General features: G+C 49.9%; 18 protein-coding genes. 6 read left to right on the top strand and 12 right to left on the bottom strand.

The genetic code is table 11. The annotated features are described in order from the left end of the window. Positions 1-168: 168 nt before the first annotated feature. The 5 genes from dhaM to OGV69_RS16695 all read right to left on the bottom strand — a co-directional run bounded on the left by dhaM (position 169) and on the right by OGV69_RS16695 (position 4995). Positions 169-1599 carry a dihydroxyacetone kinase phosphoryl donor subunit DhaM gene (gene dhaM, locus OGV69_RS16715; RefSeq protein WP_227409085.1) on the bottom strand — a complete coding sequence of 477 codons (1431 nt, stop codon included), beginning with the start codon at positions 1597-1599 and terminating at the stop codon, positions 169-171. A gap of 10 nt (positions 1600-1609) precedes the next feature. Next, positions 1610-2242, bottom strand: a complete 633-nt coding sequence (gene dhaL, locus OGV69_RS16710; protein ID WP_038641211.1) for a dihydroxyacetone kinase subunit DhaL — start codon at positions 2240-2242, stop codon at positions 1610-1612. A gap of 11 nt (positions 2243-2253) precedes the next feature. Continuing rightward, on the bottom strand, positions 2254-3324 hold the full coding sequence (dhaK, locus tag OGV69_RS16705) for a dihydroxyacetone kinase subunit DhaK (protein ID WP_038641209.1): 1071 nt from the start codon (positions 3322-3324) through the stop codon (positions 2254-2256). 318 nt (positions 3325-3642) lie between these two features. Further along, positions 3643-4293, bottom strand: coding sequence for a winged helix-turn-helix transcriptional regulator (locus tag OGV69_RS16700; protein ID WP_230592237.1), 651 nt, complete (start codon positions 4291-4293; stop codon positions 3643-3645). Positions 4294-4332: 39 nt separating this feature from the next. Next, on the bottom strand, positions 4333-4995 hold the full coding sequence (locus OGV69_RS16695) for a winged helix-turn-helix transcriptional regulator (protein ID WP_069324677.1): 663 nt from the start codon (positions 4993-4995) through the stop codon (positions 4333-4335). A gap of 357 nt (positions 4996-5352) precedes the next feature. On the opposite strand from OGV69_RS16695, the gene OGV69_RS16690 reads away from it, so the two are divergent. Genes OGV69_RS16690 through OGV69_RS16665 form a run of 6 tightly spaced genes read left to right on the top strand, consistent with a single transcriptional unit; the run spans position 5353 to position 11352 of the window. Further along, a complete protein-coding gene (locus OGV69_RS16690) occupies positions 5353-5883 on the top strand; it encodes a fimbrial protein (protein ID WP_038641205.1) in 531 nt (176 codons plus the stop codon). A 51-nt stretch (positions 5884-5934) separates the two neighbouring features. Beyond that, the gene (locus OGV69_RS16685; RefSeq protein ID WP_069324676.1) at positions 5935-6612 is read left to right on the top strand and encodes a fimbrial biogenesis chaperone; all 678 of its coding nucleotides are present in this window, start codon (positions 5935-5937) and stop codon (positions 6610-6612) included. A 29-nt stretch (positions 6613-6641) separates the two neighbouring features. Then, on the top strand, positions 6642-9152 hold the full coding sequence (locus tag OGV69_RS16680) for a fimbria/pilus outer membrane usher protein (RefSeq protein ID WP_069324719.1): 2511 nt from the start codon (positions 6642-6644) through the stop codon (positions 9150-9152). A gap of 27 nt (positions 9153-9179) precedes the next feature. Beyond that, positions 9180-10109 (top strand): fimbrial protein, encoded by a 930-nt coding sequence (locus tag OGV69_RS16675; protein ID WP_069324675.1) that lies wholly within the window; start codon positions 9180-9182, stop codon positions 10107-10109. A gap of 13 nt (positions 10110-10122) precedes the next feature. After that, the gene (locus OGV69_RS16670; protein WP_069324674.1) at positions 10123-10638 is read left to right on the top strand and encodes a fimbrial protein; all 516 of its coding nucleotides are present in this window, start codon (positions 10123-10125) and stop codon (positions 10636-10638) included. Positions 10639-10656: 18 nt separating this feature from the next. Next, on the top strand, positions 10657-11352 hold the full coding sequence (locus OGV69_RS16665) for a helix-turn-helix transcriptional regulator (protein WP_069324673.1): 696 nt from the start codon (positions 10657-10659) through the stop codon (positions 11350-11352). Between the two features lie 49 nt (positions 11353-11401). Here OGV69_RS16665 and OGV69_RS16660 read toward each other — a convergent pair whose 3' ends face one another. From OGV69_RS16660 to OGV69_RS16630, 7 genes are all read right to left on the bottom strand, one after another. Then, entirely contained in the window at positions 11402-12676 is a 1275-nt protein-coding gene (locus OGV69_RS16660) for a Glu/Leu/Phe/Val family dehydrogenase (RefSeq protein WP_038641196.1), read from the bottom strand. Positions 12677-12998: 322 nt separating this feature from the next. Further along, the gene (locus OGV69_RS16655) at positions 12999-13967 is read right to left on the bottom strand and encodes a Csu type fimbrial protein (RefSeq protein ID WP_069324672.1); all 969 of its coding nucleotides are present in this window, start codon (positions 13965-13967) and stop codon (positions 12999-13001) included. Between the two features lie 13 nt (positions 13968-13980). Beyond that, positions 13981-16266, bottom strand: coding sequence for a fimbria/pilus outer membrane usher protein (locus OGV69_RS16650; protein WP_286469411.1), 2286 nt, complete (start codon positions 16264-16266; stop codon positions 13981-13983). 55 nt (positions 16267-16321) lie between these two features. Next, positions 16322-17044 carry a fimbrial biogenesis chaperone gene (locus OGV69_RS16645; protein ID WP_069324670.1) on the bottom strand — a complete coding sequence of 241 codons (723 nt, stop codon included), beginning with the start codon at positions 17042-17044 and terminating at the stop codon, positions 16322-16324. Positions 17045-17058: 14 nt separating this feature from the next. Next, a complete protein-coding gene (locus OGV69_RS16640; RefSeq protein ID WP_038641187.1) occupies positions 17059-17589 on the bottom strand; it encodes a Csu type fimbrial protein in 531 nt (176 codons plus the stop codon). A gap of 312 nt (positions 17590-17901) precedes the next feature. Next, a complete protein-coding gene (locus tag OGV69_RS16635) occupies positions 17902-18633 on the bottom strand; it encodes a MerR family transcriptional regulator (RefSeq protein WP_038641185.1) in 732 nt (243 codons plus the stop codon). Between the two features lie 222 nt (positions 18634-18855). Continuing rightward, a complete protein-coding gene (locus tag OGV69_RS16630) occupies positions 18856-20067 on the bottom strand; it encodes a diguanylate phosphodiesterase (protein ID WP_069324669.1) in 1212 nt (403 codons plus the stop codon). Positions 20068-20298: the final 231 nt, after the last annotated feature.

Genomic DNA, 20298 nt, shown 5'->3' with positions numbered 1-20298 from the left:
CGGTTAATCTCCTTAGCGGTGTGCCGAAGCAGCGGCATTTACCATGAGAAAACCTTAGTTCAGGATCGACCGTTGCGCGTGATCGACTCCCCATTTTGCGAATAAACAGACATTTCCCGACGCGCCAGGAAGATACACACCCTGTTGAGAAAGGGTGTGCTGATGCCATTAACCTGTATGGGTTATCCGATGCGCCACGCAGTCAAGAGTGACGGTATCTCCCGTCTTTATACTATCGAGGGTCTCCCCAAGCTGACACATCCAACAAAGTCCCATTTCACGGGCGATAATCGCGGGGTGAGAAGCCTCGCTCCCGGCACGCAGACAGATCCCTTTGATGGTCAGCGGATCGAGTTGCAACACCGTAGACGGATAAATGACGTCCGCGACCAGGATTGTCGGATGGCTGAACGTCGGGATTTGCGCCGTCGCTCCTGTCAAATGCTGCAGCGAACGAGACAGTAAATCTTCAATGTCGATATATCGCGCCTGTAAGTAGGGATCGTCGAGCTGTAAATACTGCTGGCTGAGTTCGCTCAGCACCTGCTGCCAGGCGCAGGCGGCGCTACACTGCTTTTCACGCATTACGTCACAGGCCATATCGAACAGCTCGGGATCGTCCAACAGCGTGTGGTGACCGGAGAAGATCGCGGCGATATCGGCGGAATACTTCTCTTCAGCGAGCGCGGTTAGCTCGCTTAAATCGTTCAGCGTGCTCTGGATGGCGGCCTGTAATCGCTGCTGCTCAGCCTGCAATGATGCTGCAGGCTGCGGGCTTATCTCGGGTGAGAATGGCGTGTAAAAAATTACCGTCCCCGTTACCCGTGACGGGACCTGAGTCGCCACGTTTTTCGCCTGCGTTGGTGCGAGCGATTCGCCAAAATTCTCTGCCGCCAACTGTTTGAACGCGGCCAGGGCATCTTCTGCCTGTTCGCCTTTGGCAATCAGGCGCAGCGTGTCGTTACAACGCACCTGCAGCAAGGTTATCTGATTGAGACTATCAGGAACGACGCACTTGCCGTTTTTTTCCAGCCACATGTCGGCGTTAAAGCCAGACAGCGTAGATACCAGCCGTGAGGCCGGGCGAACGTGGATACCGTTGGGGTTTTTCACCACAACGGCAATCGAACGGGCATCTGTGTCGGGTGATAGTGCGGCAGAAGCGGACTTTGCTGCCGAGGGCGAAGGTAAACCCAGTTGCTCACATTTGGCGTCGAGGGCGTGCATGGCATCACGGATGACCTGCTCGATATCAGCACCCGCAGAAGCGCTAACCGTCGCGGCCAGCGTGCCTTCAACCAGCGGGGCGGCGCACAGACGGACTTTCGCGGCGATGTCAGGGTCGAGCAGTTCAAGGGCGGTTTCCGCACTCAGCAACGCACTGCCGATATCCATCATCACTAACACGTGATCCGTATCGGCCACGGACTCGATGGCTTCCATCACCTTAATCGGATCGGTGCCAATGGGATTCTCAGGATCGTCAATGCCTGCGGCAATAGCGAGTTTACAGCCATCGCCCATTAACATTTGTCGGGCTAACGCGCCGACGCCTTCGCCCAGTTGGGCGCTGTGAGACACAATAACCAGGTTTACCATCGCTTTATCCTTACTCTCTGGACGCCTGAGCCAGCATTTGCATCATAAACATGACGGACGTTGCGCCAGGATCCTGATGGCCAATGCTGCGTTCACCAAGGTAGCTGGCGCGGCCTTTGCGTGCCTGCATGGTGATGGTGCTTTGTGCCGCGGCTTCCGCTTGTTGGCTTGCGGCTTCCAACGCCGCCTGTACGCTTAGCTTTTGCTCGCAGGACTGACGTAAAGATTCCACCACCGGCAACCAAACGTCGCACATGGTTTTGTCGCCAGGCTCAGCTTTACCACGGCTAATGACGCCTTCTGCGCCATCGCGAATCATTTGATACAACTCGTCCAGCGTCAGGCTCTGGTGGGCTTGCGTGACCTGGGCGGCGCGGATGAAAAAGGTACCGAACAGCGGGCCGCTGGCTCCGCCAACGCTGGAGAGCAATACCATGCCGGTATTTTTTAAAATAAAGCCGATGTCTTTATCGGCGATAGACGGCAGTTTTTCGACCACTTTACTAAAGCCACGATGCATGTTCAGACCGTGGTCGGCATCGCCGATTTCCCGGTCCAGCCCGGTGAGAAAATCACTTTCGGTAGTGAATATTTCGCCGCAGCGATAGAGCCAGTTAACAATTTGCGTTCTGGTGAGGGACATCATGAATCTCCTTATTTACCCCAGTTGAGAGCAGGGGTGTGAACCGGTGCATCCCATAAATTCAGCGTTTCGTCATCCACCTGTAACAGGGTGATTGAGAAACCGGTCATATCCAGAGAGGTACAGTAAGAGCCGATCAGGTTGCGCTCAATGACGATCCCCGCATCCTGGCAACGGCTTTCGAGGCGGTTATACACGCCGAAGAGTTCTGACAACGGCGTCGCACCGAGATTATTGACCAGCGCAATGACGCGATCGCCGCTTTGCAACGCCCGCTTGCTTTCTTTGCCTTCCTGCCACGCGCCCTGGACGTTGTCCCAATGACGCAGCGTGCGGCTGTAGTTGCCGTTTTCCAGCAGCGTGTCGAACATTTCATCTACGGTTTGGTCGAGAGACGTGAAGGCTCTGCGGTCAATGCCCGGCTCCCCGTGGATACCCACGCCAAACTCCATTTCGTTATCCTGCAGCGTGAACGACGGTTGCCCGGCGGCCGGAACGGTACAGGCGCCAATGGCGATCCCAATCGAGTGCCCCTGGTTATTCAGTTGACGCCCGAGTGCCGCGCAGGCTTCCAGCGAGTCACCGCGTTCGGCGGCCGCGCCGACCAGTTTTTCTATCAATACGGTATTCGCCACGCCACGACGACCGGCGGTATACAGACTATCTTTCACCGCGACGTCGTCATCCACCACCATGGTCGTGACTTTAATACCGCTTTCGTGCAGCAACTCGGCGGCGGTTTCGAAGTTAAGAATGTCGCCGGTGTAATTCTTGATGATCAGCAGGACGCCTTCACCGCCGTCAATTTGCATGGCGCATTCAAACATTTTATCCGGCGTAGGTGAGGTAAAAATCTCACCCGGGCAGGCCCCGGCGAGCATGCCCTGCCCAATATAACCGCAGTGCATTGGCTCATGTCCGCTGCCGCCGCCGGAGAGGAGCGCCACTTTGCCCATCACCGGCGCATCTGCGCGAGTGACGTACACCGGGTCCTGATGCAGCGCCAGGGAGGGGTAAGCCTTCGCCAGTCCGGCGAGTTGTTCATTCAGTACGTCTTCAACACGGTTGATCAATTTTTTCATTATTTATGCTCCGCAGACAGTCCTGGATGCTGCCAAAATTCTGCAGCCATCTGATGTAGGGTATCGGTTTGTACAACGCTACGGCGACCGCTCGCTGCCGATAAAGTAATTTTGCACACGGGTATGCAAAAGAAAATTGCTCTTGGTGGTGTTTCAATAAGGAACATTGCTATCTCAATATGTTCCGTATTGAAACAAGATGACGTCAAATTCGCCTAAACTGCGACGTTGGGCATCCTTTTGTTTTAAGGTTGGCAAGGGGGCAGGCAGTTTCATCAAGGTGAAGGGCGTGAACGAACAGGAGGCAGATTAAGAAGGTTAAAATCGTGCAGGCAGGTGGTTGATCGCCACCAGTTTTCCTTGCTCAAGTTCGATATATCCCCCTTTTTTTAAGGCCGCGAGCATTTTCATCACGCTACTGCGTGAAAGGTGCGTCCTGTCCAGAATGTACTGGTAGGCGGCAATCTGCTGGCGAATGTTGTCTGATTCTTTGGCCAGAGCCTGTAGTTGATAGCACAGCACATCATAAGCGGTGGGGGCCGCGACCATCTCATTTTGAATAAACAGTTTATTTGTCACGATGATCATATGCCGGGCCATGATCTCCCAAAGCTGTTTTGCTTCAATGCGTGCCATAACGGTTTCCAGTGGGACAGTCGCAACTTCGCATTCCTCAAGGGCGCGGAGCAATAGTTTCTCTGATAATGCACTGGTGAAGCCGAGAGACACCGGCGCAGAGGCGATGCCTAAAGCCAGATTATTCTCCAGGTTTTCAATACTTACCGTACCCTGGCGGATAAACTGACACAGATGTTCTCCAGAATGGATAAATACGAAGCGGCTACCTTTGGGGTAGCGCCTGAACTCGCATTCTTCTGCCAATTGTCGCAGCAACTCCGGAGCATAAGGCGAGGGTTGTTTGAGCAGATTTATCGGCGATTCATGAGGCATAATGGGGTTATCCCGCATAGATTTTCATTCGTTTACGTTGTGCAGCATAGCGTACGGTTAATACTTCAGGGGAATATTTTGCTGTATTTGTTTCAATACGCCGCGTTCGGTAACGATATAGCCGCCTTTTTTTAATTCGGCCAGAATTTTCATGATACTGCTCCGTGACAGAAACGTGCGGCTCTGAATATAGTTTGCGGCGGTAATGTGCTGCCGAAACTCGTCAGATTCGCGCATCAACTCATAAAGTTGTGAGCGAATAACATCGTAAGATGTTGGGGCGGAAATGCGAGTGCAATGGTCATAAACACGCCCGGCCGTATAAATGAGTAACATGGACAGGCTCTCCCACAGATCCTCATCGGCAATAATCTCATTAGCTGTTTCCAGAGGAATGGCTGCAACGGTTGAGCACTCTTCACACCGCATAAAGAGATATTCCGATTCTGCAAGCTGATTGCTTAGTCCGAAGATAAATGGCGCGACTTCAGAATTGAGCATAAAGCCGTCGCGTTGCCTGAAGATGGCAATCGTGCCATTCAATAGCAAATAACATTGATGAGAATTATTGCTCTTGTAGTTAATTATTTGTCTGTATTTTGTTTCATAAGTGTTGGCGCTTGGCTTTAGCTTTTCAATAATATTTATTATGTGTTCCACCGGCTTTATCGGTAAGGCTTGATACATACTTGATTCAATGATTATTTTTGTTTCAGGCATGAGTCGCCCTCCTCAATAAATATGCTGCTAAAAACAACATAAGATGTTGTTGGTTTTAATAATTATGGTAATGAGAGGAAGATAATGGAATCCATCGCACGGTGTAAAATTACACCGAAAAATAACTTGAGCAAATATGTGCATCTATATCAAAATTGCCCATAAGCAGAAGAGCAATAGCATCTAATAAGGATCGGTTTTACTTACATGGAGCCTAATTCCATCCTTGCTAATTTGCGCTGATTGTTATTTCTCACAGTACTTTCAAAGTGATGGTAATAATAAAGTTATGGGGCGTTATTTGCATCAGGGTAAATAACGATGCAGCACTATAAATAAAAGTTAAGGAAAGCAATTATGAAAAAGAATGTGATAGCGAAGACGTTGTCTGCTGCGGCCATTCTCATGGCCTCAAACGCAATGGCCTATGATGGTACGGTTATTTTTAATGGTGAAATCCTCGATTCGGCCTGTACCGTTGATATTGGTGGTAGTAATACGTTGATGGTCGATCTGGGACGTGTCGCTAAAACAGCATTCGTCAGTACTGGCGATGAAGCATCCACCACAAAATTTACGCTACGGCTGAAAGATTGCCCGGCCAGCGTGGCCGCAGCAAAGGTGAAATTTGACGGTGCGCATGACGGTAATGACAGTAGCTTGTTGGCCATCACACAAGGTTCCGGGTCGGCAAGCGGTGTGGCAATACGTCTTAAGACGGCAGACAGTGTGAACTTAGGACTTAATCAGGACAACGGTTATACCTACATGTTATCCAGTACCGCGGATAATAATCTGGATTTCTATGCCGCCTATGTGGCAACCGCTGTGCCTGTTCTTCCTGGCGCGGCTAACGCGGTGGCTAATTTCACTGTTAACTACAACTGATTTACCTGTGCAGTTTTAAGGGCCGGCAAACGGCCCTTTCAGAGGTTTATGATGAGAGTATTACGTTTTTGCATGTTGCCCCTGGTTGCTGTGGCGATCGGTATTACTACTGCGCATGCGGGTGTCTCAATTGGTGGTACCCGAGTCATTTACGATGGTGGAAAGAAAGAGGCTTCGCTGAGCGTTAATAATCCTGATGCGGTTCCTTACTTAATTCAATCTTGGATTGAAACGCAAAGCAACGACGGGGCGAAAGCACCGTTTATCATTACTCCACCGCTTTATCGTTTGGATAAAGGGCAGCGAAACGTAATGCGCATTATTCGCACAGGTAATTTGCCAGAAGATAAAGAATCTCTGTTCTGGCTCAATATTAAATCGATACCGTCGGCAGAGCGTAAAGATAATACATTACAAATAGCTATCAAAACGCGAATAAAACTGATCTACAGGCCGGTCGGATTAAGCCAGTCAACACCAGATGCGCAGGTAGAAAAACTACGCTGGAAATCGGACGGTAAATTTATTCAGGTGACGAACTCATCCTCATACTTTATTAATTTTAATGAAATTACCGTGGCAGGTAAAAGAATCGAAGACGTCACGTTTGTCGCGCCCGGATGCAGCGCGAATTTCGCACTACCGACAGGTATTACCGGTGGAGCAATAACCTACAGAATTATTAATGATTACGGCGGGATAAGTGAGGCGTATCACGCCTCACTCTAAAACGCAGTCCGGACGGGAAGATTATGTCAATGATGATAGCCAAGATGATATCTAATCCACTTCCGGTCCGATTATTGCTGTGTATTTTATTAACCGTCGCCAATGTACTGAATGAAGTAAAAGGTCGTGATTACTTTAACCCTGCGTTACTGGAGCGTACAGGATCCACAAATGGCGATGTTGATCTTTCCGGCTTTGAGACAGGACAACAGGCGGAAGGAACATATCATGTTGATATTCTTCTCAATGGAGAGAATGTTGATACCCGCGATGTAGTGTTTACCAGACGGGAAGGGGGAATGCTGGAACCGTGCCTTTCAACAGAGTTGTTGAAGGGCTACGGTGTGAAGACAGCACTATATCCAGGGCTTGTCGGGAACGAGAATTGCGCTGATCTGTCCGCTATTCCTCAGGCTTCCAGCGAACTGTTATTTTCTTCCCAGAAGTTGTTATTGAGTATTCCGCAGGCCGCGCTTTCTTCACCGGCGCGCGGTTATGTTGCACCAGAACAGTGGGATGAAGGTATTACAGCCATGATGCTCAATTACAGTCTCAGTGGGGATAACAGCCGGACAAAGGACACAGGAAACAACAGCAACAGTCAGTACGTTAACCTGCGTCCGGGAATTAACATTGGCCCATGGCGGTTACGTAACTACAGCACCTGGAATAAAGACAGCCAGGGAAATGCGCACTGGGACACCGTCTATAGCTACGTGCAGCGCAATATTATTCCGCTGAAAGCGCAACTGGTACTGGGCGACAGTTCTTCGCCAGCCGACGTTTTTGACAGCATTCCTTTTCGCGGCGGCCAGCTTGCCTCTGATGATGAGATGATCCCGGATTCGCTGAAAGGCTATGCGCCGGTGGTGCGAGGAATCGCCCGAACAAACGCGCAGGTGATCATTCGACAAAATGGTTATCAAATTTACCAAAACTACGTCTCTCCGGGGGCGTTTGAAATAACCGACATGTACCCGACCGGAGGCGCGGGCGATCTTGACGTGAGTATCAAAGAAGCCGACGGTAGTGAACAACATTTTACCGTTCCGTTTGCTTCATTGCCCGTGCTGCAACGAGAAGGGCGTCTCAAATATGCCTTGACCGCCGGACGTTATCGCTCATATGACAGTCGGGTTGAGCAGACATCCTTTGTTCAGGGAACGCTGATTTATGGTTTGCCGGCAGGATTCACGGCTTATGGCGGCGTCCAGGGGGCAGATAATTATCGTTCTGTTGCAACAGGTATCGGGAAAAATCTTGGCGTGGTGGGGGCGGTGTCGGCTGATGTTAGCCAGTCCTGGTCCCAGCCACAGAATACGGGGCAACAGCAGGGACAATCCTGGCGCATTCGTTACAGCAAAAACAGCGTGGTAACCGGGACAAACTTTTCGATTGCCGGATATCGTTATTCAACGGCTGGCTATTCCGGGATGCAAGACACTTTTGATTCTTATGGGGCCGGCAGTTCATCGATAGAGAAACGCCGTAATCGCATGGAGGCAAATATCAACCAGTCTCTGGGGGCGTCAGGTGGCTCCCTTTCGCTCAGCGCGGTGCGGGAAGATTACTGGCATTACGCAAAACCACTGCAGTCATGGAGCCTGAGTTATAACAACACCTGGCACGGAATAAGCTATGGGATTAGCTGGATGCAGAGTAAAAATGGTTATTCGGGCAGTAATGCTCGCTACGACAGTGAGAGTTTGCTGGCACTGAACATTAGCCTTCCACTGGAACGCTTTTCGACCAACTCCTGGGCCAGCTATAGCATGAATACCAGCCGTAACAGTGGGACAACGCACAGCGTCGGCTTGAGCGGGATGGCGCTGGAGGGAAATGCTCTGAACTGGAGTATTCGGCAGGGCTATGGTTCCGAGGATGCGGGTTATACCGGCAGCCTGAACGCTGATTATAAAGGCGGGTACGCGGAAGTCAGTGGGGGTTACAGTTATGATCGCAACCTGCAAAGGGTGAATTATTCGCTAGCGGGGGGCGTGCTCGCCCACGCCGATGGTGTCACATTTTCACAGCCATTGGGTGAAACCAACGTCTTGATTAAAGCGCCGGGCGCTGCGAATGTCGGTATAAAAAACCAAAGTGGCGTACGCACTGATTTTCGTGGATACACCGTTGTCAGTAACGTCTCTCCCTATCGCAAAAATGATATCGGACTGGAGACGGCAACTATAGCGGATGACGTTGAGCTGGAACTGACCAATAAAATCGTGGTGCCGACCCGTGGCGCGGTGGTTCGCACAGATTTTGTGGCCAACGTAGGATTGCGCGCATTGCTCACGTTACGCCGTGATAACGGAAAGCCTGTGCCATTTGGTGCGATGGTGACGGTCAGAGGTGTTCAGGGGCAAAGCTTCATTGTTGGGGATGATGGCCAGGTTTATTTAAGCGGCATGCAGCCACAAAGCGTACTGGACGTTGTCTGGGGCAATGACAACCAACAACACTGTACGGCTAAATATACTCTGAACAGCGAAGAAAATTATCGTGGTATTACCGTGACTGACAGTCTGTGTCGGTAACTCACTTTATTTATTGAGTCTATTAAGATGAACCGAATTTACGTTCTCTGTATTTTATTATTACTCCCCGGTTTGAGCTATGCCGATAATTGTTCCGTCAATGCGACGCTATTTGGCACAGTTACCATGGGGAATATTATTGTGCAACGCGATGCGCCGGTAGGTAGCGAAATTGCGCGAGCCAGACTTTCCGGGTATGCAAAGCTTGAAGTGGATGCTCCCGACAGGCCAACGTCATGCAGTGGCGGTTATACGTTTAATTATTTATCGGCAACGAACTCGCCAATAAATAATGTATTTAACACTAACCTCGATGGTGTGGGAATTCGTGTATCAGTTTTACCTGGTAGTTTTGTGCTGCCATCCAACGGTACGGCTTACATTTATAATCTCGGTTTTTACGATGTAATGTTAATTAAAACCGGGAAAATAACCCCTGGGTATTTAACGCCGGGAGTAATAATGCAGGGATGGTTCATCACACCAGATAATTATTTTACGCAAATTTCCCTGGATGCAAATACTCAGGTAACGGTATTAGCATGCTCTGTTTCCAGCCAGACGCTGAATTTTAACCTTGGCGACATTAATGCCAGTGAATTCTCTAACCAATCGGGGTTTAACCCGCCGCGTAGCGATAGCCAGAACCTTGGACTTAACTGCGATGCGTCCGCCAACATTAACGTGGAACTCATGGGTACGCAGAACCCCGATGTGACAAGCGATACGAGCGTGTTGGCGCTGAACGGTCAGGGAACGCAAGGAACTGCAGACGGGGTAGGAATACAAATACTTTATAACAACGTTCCGTTGCAACTGAATAATCGCATTGTATTGAAGCGTTCAACTGGCGGGCAGGAAACGTTGCCGCTGATAGCGCGTTACTACCAGACTAAGCCGGTCGTCAGACCGGGAAGCGCCAATGCAACCGCGACGTTGAATATTACTTACCAATAACAGGGAATAAATAATGTTACCTGGAAAAAGGACGGCCATAGTGATGATGCTCGCATCACCTGCATGGGGGATGGGTGATCCTGTGACGCTCAACATCAACGGCAATGTCAAAACCGCGCCCTGTCAGGTGAGCAGCGACAGTGTGACCAAAACTGTTGATTTAACGCCCGGGCAATCTGTCACCGCTTCATCGTTATACACCGCGGGTTCGACCACGCCGTGGGTCGCTTTTGAATTAAGTGTTGAACAGTGTCCAACTGGGACAAGCCGTGTAACAGTATTATTTAACGGCAATGCCGATAGCGACCATCCCAATGATATGTACCGGAATATCGGTACCGCCTCACCCGTAGCAATCCAGGTACAGGCGAGCGATGGTGCGACCCTTGGCGACGGAAAATCATTAACCGCAAATATTTCCAATCAGCGCTATACATGGCGTTTGCGCGCCAGAATCTATAGTGAGCAAGGGCTGGTAACGCCTGGAACCATCAACTCTGCGATTACTATTTCTATGACCTACCAATAAACTAAAGCAGGCGCCTTAATGAACATCAGCATCCGCTGTGATGACAATATGTATAAATTGGGATTGATCGCATTACTAAGAGAAATGTTTTCACTGGAAATGGCCCAGCAAACGCTGAGTATTCAGAATTTTGACTCTAAAAATAGGGCAACTGATGATGTGATGATTTTAATGCTCAGCCCCGGTGAACATTATCTTTGCCATTCAGAATTCTTTACCCGATCTCCAGGGCTTATTGTGGGTTTAATTGACAGGGAGCATATTCCTGCGCGTGGCGAAGTGCCTTCATGTATCAACCATATTGTTTTTATTCCTCACGATACTCCGGCCAGTCAAATGGGGACGGTGATTAAACATCACTGGTCCTTAGCGAAAAATGCAAATTTAACCAATAAGGGGCGCTCTTGCTTAGGTTGCCCACATAAAACATTCACAGCGCAGCAGCATCAGTTAATTCGTTTATTATTGTCAGGGCTCACGTCAAAGCAAATTGGTTTGCATATGCATATTTGTCAGAAAACGGTGCTGGCACACCGTCGAGCCTTAATGAACAAATTTAGGTTGAGGTCGGATTGCGAATTATTACAATTCCTCATCGCTGCACAGGAAAAGAGGGTTTTCAGCGCAGAGAAACCCGCAGCGAGTGAAGAAACAATAGCTCGGCCAGTTGCACCTGGTGCAGAATTGTACATGATCCCGGTGAGCTGCAGATAGAAAGCCACCTGCTTCGCAAGTGGCTTATGCTCAAGGTTACTTAGGGGGCTTAGCCCGGATAAATTCCGCGATCTTTACGTGCCAGCAAAATACGCTCACAGGCGACAATATAGGCGGCGGTACGCAGAGAGCAGGATTTCTCGGCGGCTTTTTCCCACACGTGCACCATCGCATCGGTCATGATTTTATCCATGCGTTGGTTGATCTCTTCTTCGCTCCAGAAGAAGCTTGCCATGTCCTGAACCCATTCGAAGTAGCTGACGGTAACGCCGCCGGCGTTACAAACTACGTCAGGAACAACCACAATACCGCGGCTTGCCAGAACGTCGTCGGCATCCGGATAGGTTGGACCGTTGGCGCCTTCGAGTATCAGTTTACAGGTCAGCGTTTCAGCGCGGTGACGGGTGATCTGACCTTCGAGCGCGGCAGGGATCAGAATGTCCATCTCCAGGCTCCAGAAAGCCTCGCTGGCGATGGTTTCAGCCCCCGGGAAACCAGCAATCTGTTTGTGCTCCAGTTGCCAGGCTGACAGCGCGGACATGTCGATGCCGGTAGCGTTAAACAGCGTCGCGGTGTGATCCTGAATAGCGACTACGCGTGCGCCAGCTGCCGCGAAAAGACGGGCGGCTTCACTGCCGACGTTACCAAAACCTTGCACCGCGACGCGAGCGCCTTCAACGTCGATATTGGCACGACGAGCCACTTCCAGACCGCTGACAAAAACGCCGCGACCGGTGGCTTTATCACGGCCTAACGAGCCGCCGAGGTGAATAGGTTTACCGGTGACCACGCTGGTCACGGTGGTGCCGTGGTTCATGGAATAGGTATCCATCATCCAGGCCATCACTTTACCGTTTGTACCCACATCCGGCGCAGGGATGTCTTTCTGTGGTCCAATAATAATGCCGATTTCGCTGGTATAGCGACGGGTCAAACGCTCCAGTTCGCCTTCAGACAGTGAGAACGGATCGACGCGCACACCACCTTTGGCACCGCCGTACGGCAGATTCAATGCTGCGCATTTGATGGTCATCCATGCGGACAGGGCCATCACTTCATTAAGATCAACATCAGGATGAAAACGCACACCGCCTTTGCCCGGACCACGGGAAAGGTTATGTTGCACGCGATACCCTTCAAAATGACGGATAGTCCCGTCATCCATTTGTACCGGGATATCAACAATCAACGCGCGTTTTGGGTGACGCAGGGTATCCACCCAATGGGAAAGTTCGCCCAGGTAAGGGGCCACACGCTCGATTTGTTGCAGGTAGGTATTCCAGGCAGATGTGCTGCTATCTGAAGCGTAAGATAACTTATCCATGATAAACCTTAGTTATAAAAGTAATATGTTCTTAATTTGGCCGTGGTATACAGTGAATCTCACCATATACACCTAAATTTAACATTTTTTTCAAAGGACGGCCTGCTTGCCCAGCTCGGTTTATCTGTATTATTAGTGTGGGCTTTAGATGTTTGTTGAATAGTTATACTTTAAATGTGGTGTTTATTGAAAATATTTGCTTTTAAAATGGGTTAATATGCATTTGTTGTGAAATTCATAATTTGTCAGATTTATGACGGACCTCTAAAAGTAAACAATGTGATAATAAAATGTATTTTCCTTATTGCTTTTTAGCGGGGCGTCAATAGGTAACGACAACGGTAACGGTATCGGCATAGTTGTCGGGTGTGTAGTTCGCGCTGGGAACGGTGGCGTAAACCGGGTACGCCGTGGTTGTACCCGTGCCGTTACCCGCGACGGTATTGAGCGCTGTATTGCCCCAGACCGTACCGGAAGGTCCTGGCGTTGAGCTAAGCTGGTAGGGGACTTTATCGGCATTCGTCCCCGTCCCGGTCATTTGACCGCTACCCGCCGTATTCCCGTTGGAGGGTTGCAAGCCGATGGTGTAAGGGGTGTTATTAGAGCATGCGACGCCCACGGTATTTGAAGCCGTCAGATTACGCCCGGTGGCCTTCGTTGGCGTAAAGCTGATATTAGTCGCCGAGGTGATGTTGCATTGTTTGCTGACAGCCGCTGATACGGTGAAAGGAAACCTGGCGGCAACGGTATCGCCACAGGTGGTGGGCGGGAAAAGCAGGCCGGGATTGAGCGTGACAAACGCTGTCGCCGTCGTATAGCTATCCTGATAGTTTCCTGGGACAGCTGCGGTTTGCGGGGTGACGATCTGGGCAGAGACCGTTAGTGAACCAGTGACAGGCGTGAGATTGAGCAAGTTAAGTTGCACCATCGGAAACGTGGTCCCCGTCTGGTATTGGCTACCCCAGACATTCGAGCCATTGGCACCCTGATACAGTTGATAGGTCAACGTTCTGGCCGGGTCGCCGCTTAACGACATATTTCGGGGTGTCACCTGACCACTGACGGCCGAGGCGCCAATATTAAAACACAGATTGATCCCCGCCAGCGTGTCACCAAGCTCTTTGGTACAGGTGTAGCTGAACGTCATTGTTGACGTAGTCCCGGTGGCTGACAGCGGATTTACCGGGCCAAAATTGATGGGTTGGACATTGCTCACCGAACAGGTCACCGCAGGGCTAATCGCCGGATAAAAGAGCACGGCAGCGATGAGTAATAGCTGTCTTAACCTCATGAGCGTACTCCTGTTATTGTGGCCGGCAAACCAACGGGCCTATTTGTACAATCCCTTTCGCTGAGGCGGGATAGTCAAATTGCACGCGACATCTCCCTGTCTCCGTATCGACGCGGAGCGTATTGTGGTGCTCCAGAGTGTCGAACCAGGTCATGCCGTCAAAGCCAACGACTGACGATTGTCCTGCTCCGCTGGTGGCGTACGCCATACTCCCCTCCGGGATTGGTTTCCCCTGGTCGTCAACGAGGATAACCTGCGCGGCACGTATGGGAGTGATGCCGAAGCTAACCAGCGTACCGGAACGGTCCGCAGGCGTTGCATTTGTTTCAACGCGGGCGATCCGCATGTTGGCGGGGAGATCCATCGGGTCAATACTGATCAAATTGTTTTGATAACTGTTCAGTGGGGTGACCAGCAGCAGACCCTGGTCGTCGCTACGACCGATCAGGTTATTTTGCAATTTGATCGGCACATCGGGCACACCGTCAGTTGATACCACGGCAAAACCATTATTGATTTCTCGCGCTGCAAACACGCCGCCTCCCATGGTCACCAGCGATCCGGTGGCACCCGCATAGCCGTAATGGTTATCCGGTAAACGGCTGAGTCCCGCATAGGCTTTGCCGTAACGCCCCAGGTATCCTACTTCACCCTGACCACTTTGCCGGGAACTCTGCTGACTGGCTGCCAGATTCCACCCCCAGCCGCCGTCAGCAGGTGGCGTCCGGCTGGCATTGAACTGGTAGCCGGTTTCATCGTTGGTGCGTTGTATGGTGCTACTGGCGCTCAGGTTATTTTCAGTCGTTATCGTCACCATCAGATAGAGGCTGCGATCGCGGTTATCATCAATATTCTGGTTGAATCCGGCATTGAGTGAAATGTTATCCGTGATGGTTTTAAACCAACTGGCGTTGGCATAACGCACCGCGTTTTCGTGCGGATAACGAAACTGCAGGTAGCTCAGGCTAACGTTACCGGCTGTTTCCAGCGAATAGCCAATTACCGTGTTGCTGCTGAGCGTGGGCGGCGGCTCGCCATAATGAGTGGCAACGTCACGATAATCGCCCGATGTTGCGGTGGTACTGGTACTGAAATTAAAGCGTTCGCCGGACCAACGATAACCAAAACTGTACAGAAATCCGCTTGTTCCTGAGTCGGTACTTGCGGCCAGGGCGGTAGAAAATGTCCCGCTACGGGTCCCTGGGATCCAGTCGTTACCGAATCCCGTATTGATAAGTCCATCGCTGGCTTCAGCATGAGTACCTGCCGTGAACGTGTTGCTGAATCCGCGACGCCATGTCCCACTTAACACTGGCGCGCTGGCATACTCAAATGAGGAGTAACCATAATTTTTGCGTACCGTGCCTAACTCTGCTGACCAGGCCGTTAATCCTTCCCGTAAAAGCTGTTGGTCATTGTAGAACGAAAAGTTTTGCACACTCGTTCTGCCCAGCGCATCCGTCATCATCACCTGGCCCGTCCTCGCGCCGCTGATATTGGGCATGGTGTTGATCTGGAAACTCCCTGCAGGGACTTCTCCGTTGTAGTACCTGACGCCGTCGACATACAGTTCCACGTTTGAGGGTAGCGTCGCTGAGCCCAGGTATGCGGGGAGCGGGGTAGTTGGCATATAAGGCTGCAATCCAAAATCGCTTCCTATCTGAATACCGCCGATGCGGGTTGGTCGTGACCAGATGAGTGAACTTGTCAGGGTATCGCCAATGGTCACTGCTAACATGGTTTCGGGAAATGACGATCGCCAACTGGTATCAAGACGCGCAAAGCTGTTATCTGCATATTCCTCGTTGGCGTATTGCGTCAACTGGGTTGTACTTAGCACACCTGAAGCATTAAAAGCGCGTAGTTCGCTAAAGGTATTCACTGCGCTTTCATCTCCCTGCTGGGCGTATATATCGTAATTAAGCAGCGCCCCGCGTGATGTTGTCACCGACGGGGCAGGCGTTACAGGCGAGTTAAGCTGAGTGATAGCAAGGTCGAGTGAACTTAATGGCGCGGTGAGCGAGAGCGTTTGCAACTGAACGTTGTAGTCAACGGTTAGCTGGGGGATATCGTTCAGGCAGACAGGGTCAATGGCGTCTGGTGCAAAGCGGAAACCCATTTGTCGCAGAGTGTCTGTGCCTGCATAGAGCTTTCCACTGTCATAGCCAAAATGTACCAGCCCGACGGGATTTGCGTTCAGGGTGACATCGAGATAGAGATCGATACCCGCGAGTCGGCGTGCGTCATTAATAACATTCTTTTCATTCAGATTATTATTCAGCGTTTGTGCACAAACCATTCCCGATATTAATACTCCATTGAGAAAGCAAAACCTCACCAGAAACCAGGATCTCTTACAGATCTTGTACTGTTTTTTGGCCATTGATTGTTACTTCAACTTTCCCGCCGTAATGTGTATCACGGGCCGACGGAGAGACTACCCAGCGCATTGTGGAACCTGGAAGAACATAACCTAACAGTCCCGGCGTAATAACTTTCTTAGTGCCGTTAGGGGTTATATAGGTTGCAGCAGATAATTGTGCATGCCCATTTCCCTTATTACTGACTTCAATAAATTTTTTGCCATCGAGTTGTTGCAATTTCCATTGTAGTTTTGCTTCTGCTGGTGCTGTTGAGACCGGTTGGATGAAAACGGGCACGGAATAATGCAGTACAAACTGAAGTTTATTTTTTTGTACTTTTGCTGGCGGCAACTCATCAATTGATAACCGATAGGCATCTTCAGTATGTGTCGATGGCGGACCTGTGCGAATAACGCGAATCAACTGGCGTTCTCCGGGGGCTAATGCCAACATCGGTGGGCTAATGACCAGTCCTTGAGAGGGTGAGAGTCTGTCGCTATACGCATTCTGAGTCCAGTGAAAAACCCGAACCTGGGCATTAAGCATATTTTCCCCTGCGTTGCTAAGCCAGATACCATCGGCGTTTTGTGTCGCTTGCAAGGTTAACGTAACGGGGGCTATTTGCAGCCCGCTGGCGGCAGCAAATTTTACGCTCACAACCATCCCTAGCAGGCATGCGCAGGCACACTGCTGAACAGGCAGTTTTATTCTCATGTGGTTACCTGAGGCTAGTAATTAACGTTAACTGTTACCGTATCGGCATAGTCGTCAGGAGTGAAGTTGGCGCTCGGAGCGGTGGCATAAACAGTAAACGTCTGCGCCTGGCCGGTGCCCGTCGCCGCCACGCCGTTTCCTTGCGTGGTGTCAGTGGCGGTATTTCCCCACACCGGACCTGTTGCTGATGTTCGGTTCAGTTGATAGGGCACTTTATCCGTATTGGTGGCGGCGTTAGCCACGGAGGACATTGCCCCAGAACCTGTCGTCGTTCCGCCATTGGCGGCTGAAGGTGCCAGACCAATAAAATAGGGGGTAGTCTTTGAACAATTAATGGAAATGGTATTACTTGCACTGGTATTTGTTGCTGTAGAATTGACAGGCAAAAGAGTGATGTTTGAAGCTGAACCGGCGGTAACGGTGCATGCCTTCTGAATCGTCATCAATACCTGAAACGTACCACTGGTCGTCGCTGCATTTGCCACTGAAATAATGGAAAAGGTGCAGCATAAAAGAATCAAGCGTTTGTCCAGGACCAGAGCCATATCTTTAACCTTTTTCAAATAACCACATTTATTACTGTAGAAAAACAATAATGTGGCACAAGAAGACATGATTTAACCCTAGGATAAGTATTAGTCGTCCGCCAGTTGATCTAATAAATTTTACTTAGGAAAAAGGTGATGCCACCTACAAAAAAATAATACCAATGAGTGAGTATGTTTTTATTTTTTTCTGCTACCCGTGCCGCAGGCTCCTGGCAGATAAGATCATCATGCGTACAGCGGTCAGAAGGGGGGAGAAGAAAGCTTTGAATGGACGTATTAACGCATTCTGTCTTTACGGCGTCCGTCAGCTTAAGGCCCGTGGAAAATAACTTTATATCCCTGCTCATTCCAGTGTTGCAGCAGTTCATTTTGTCGTCTGGTTGGCGCCGTACCGGTCCAGACGAAAAGCGTTTGCCCGGGGAATAGCTCAGGACGTGGTGTTTCAATAGGCTCTGCAAGAATGGCGATATGCCACCCGGATTGCGATAAGCGCCAGGCCTCAAGCCATAAACGGGTTCTGTCTTCAACATCCCAGGCCATCAGAATGGCATCTTTCCCTGACTTGCGACGCGTTTCTGACAGAAGTACCGCAACATATTCGATCAGCGCGCCGTCAAGCATGCTGTTCATTATGCGAGAGGTATTATGATCAAGTATGAGTCGCTGGCGTACAGGAAGATAGACTCGGTCAATCAACGCATCGACCGGATACGCGCGGCCAAGAGAGAGCATTTTGGCCCGCAGCTTCGGCGGATTGGCCATCCGCAGAATGCTCATCATCTCTTCCTGTAATTGATTCCAGTCATCATCAGTTTCGCGGGTACTGGTTTCCAGTAATGCTTTCACTTTCCCGACAGGCGTACCATTGCTAATCCAACGTTTGATTTCTTCAATACGTTGAATATCCTCTTCATCAAAGAGTCGGTGTCCGCCTTCGCTTCGTTGAGGTTTGAGTAAACCGTAGCGTCGTTGCCATGCCCGAAGGGTTACAGGATTTATCCCGCAACGTTCTGCGACGTCGCCGATGCTGTAATAAGCCATAGTTCCCCCAAACACTCCTGATTCTCCGTCACCGATATGCGGTTCCTGTTACTTTGTACAACATGCATCAAATTGTACAAAACATACAGAGCATTCTAGCAAAATTAAGATTTACTTTACTATCACGCGTGAGAATATTGCTGGCTTTAACCTCAGAAAAGGGGGGTGGTAACAAACGTCTTTCATAATCCATTGAATATTAATGATTTATTTTGTGGCTATTTATTTTCTCTCAGGCCATGCCACAGAAGGGGTACCGTTCAGCAAGGCTGCTGCAAATAAGTTACCCTGGAAAAGCTCGATCCCAGCGGATTCAAGCCACATCCATTCTTCGGGTTTTTCAATGCCAACGGCTGAAAGCTGAATCTCAAGTGAAGTACAGCATTTAATGATCGCCTGAATGATGGCCTGTCTTGGGCCACTTTTATGGACATCAGCAATGAGTTCTCGACTGATCTTTATTCTGTCCGGCTGGAAACGAGACAGAAGTAAAAGCCCGGCATAACCCGCGCCAAAATGATCAACTGCCACACAAATCCCTGCCGCTTTAAGTGATTTTACCGCCTGTGCAAAAGCATCAAAGCGGGAGATGACTTCGCTCTCGGTAAATTCCACGATGATTTGTTCAGGGACCAGTCCATTTGCGGCTATTTCATGAATCAGAAAGTTAACAGCGTCGGGTCTGTTCACCAGCGTCATGGGTAACAGATTGACTGACAACATTTTTTCACCAAGATTCAGAGCGCTGGCCATGGCAAATGCCGTCTTTTTACTTTCCAGATCCGCGGTGTACATCTCTTCCGTGCTTAATTTGTCAAAGTACGCTGCCGGAGTTTCCCCATCTTTACCACGAATAAGCGCTTCCAGAGCGATAACGCGTTGTGACATAGGGTCGATAATTGGTTGAAAGGCAAAGGTGTAGTCGGTATTTGACGCGAGCTCTGCTTCATTAAGGGTTGTACAACTTTTATCGGTGATAAAATCCCAGAAATCGGCAGCAGGGATTTCAAAATAAGTCGATTTTTCCGTTGCCAGTACGAATGTCCGGAAAAACTGCAATGCCCGGTCATCATAGGTGAGCTGGAATTTTGACGTCCCCTGATTCAGTACAGCTTGTAAGACCTCAGCCCGTTCATGTTTTTGTAAATCAAATAACTCCATCCCGACCTTCCCAAACCGGCGAGCAGGAGCATAATCGCACATCAGCTCGACAATATTGTAGTGCCGTGAGTCGTTACAGATACAGCGATAAATCTCCTTCACTTGCTCCTCTGGGCCTTCGAGCAGCTGGAAAAAATGCTGACCGTTAAAGAGCAAGATCCCTGTAACATCAGAGCGCCTGTTTTTCAGATTTGCGGCCATCACCATATCCTCAATCGCACAGAGGGGGGCGTCATCACGTAGATGGCTACGGTAAATAATGGTCGTGAGCATGGACAGTCCGGGATTAAGGGATGAGGTGAGGTAAGGACAGTATCAGACAAACGCGGTTATGTCCTGATTTTCAATACATTATTTTAACCATAAATTTACACGTATAAGGCTATACAGACGCCGTAACCGCTCCCGGGAAACAAAGGCTGTACAGTACCTGGAGGTGTTGTACTTTTTATTTTCACTCTAATTCATTGAAAAATATAATATAGCACTTTATGTTGAAATTTG

The organism is Citrobacter sp. Cc139, assembly GCF_030334645.1.
Lineage (GTDB): Bacteria > Pseudomonadota > Gammaproteobacteria > Enterobacterales > Enterobacteriaceae > Citrobacter > Citrobacter werkmanii.
Note: the sequence above shows the minus strand (reverse complement) of the source record. Positions and strands in the feature narration are given on the sequence as shown.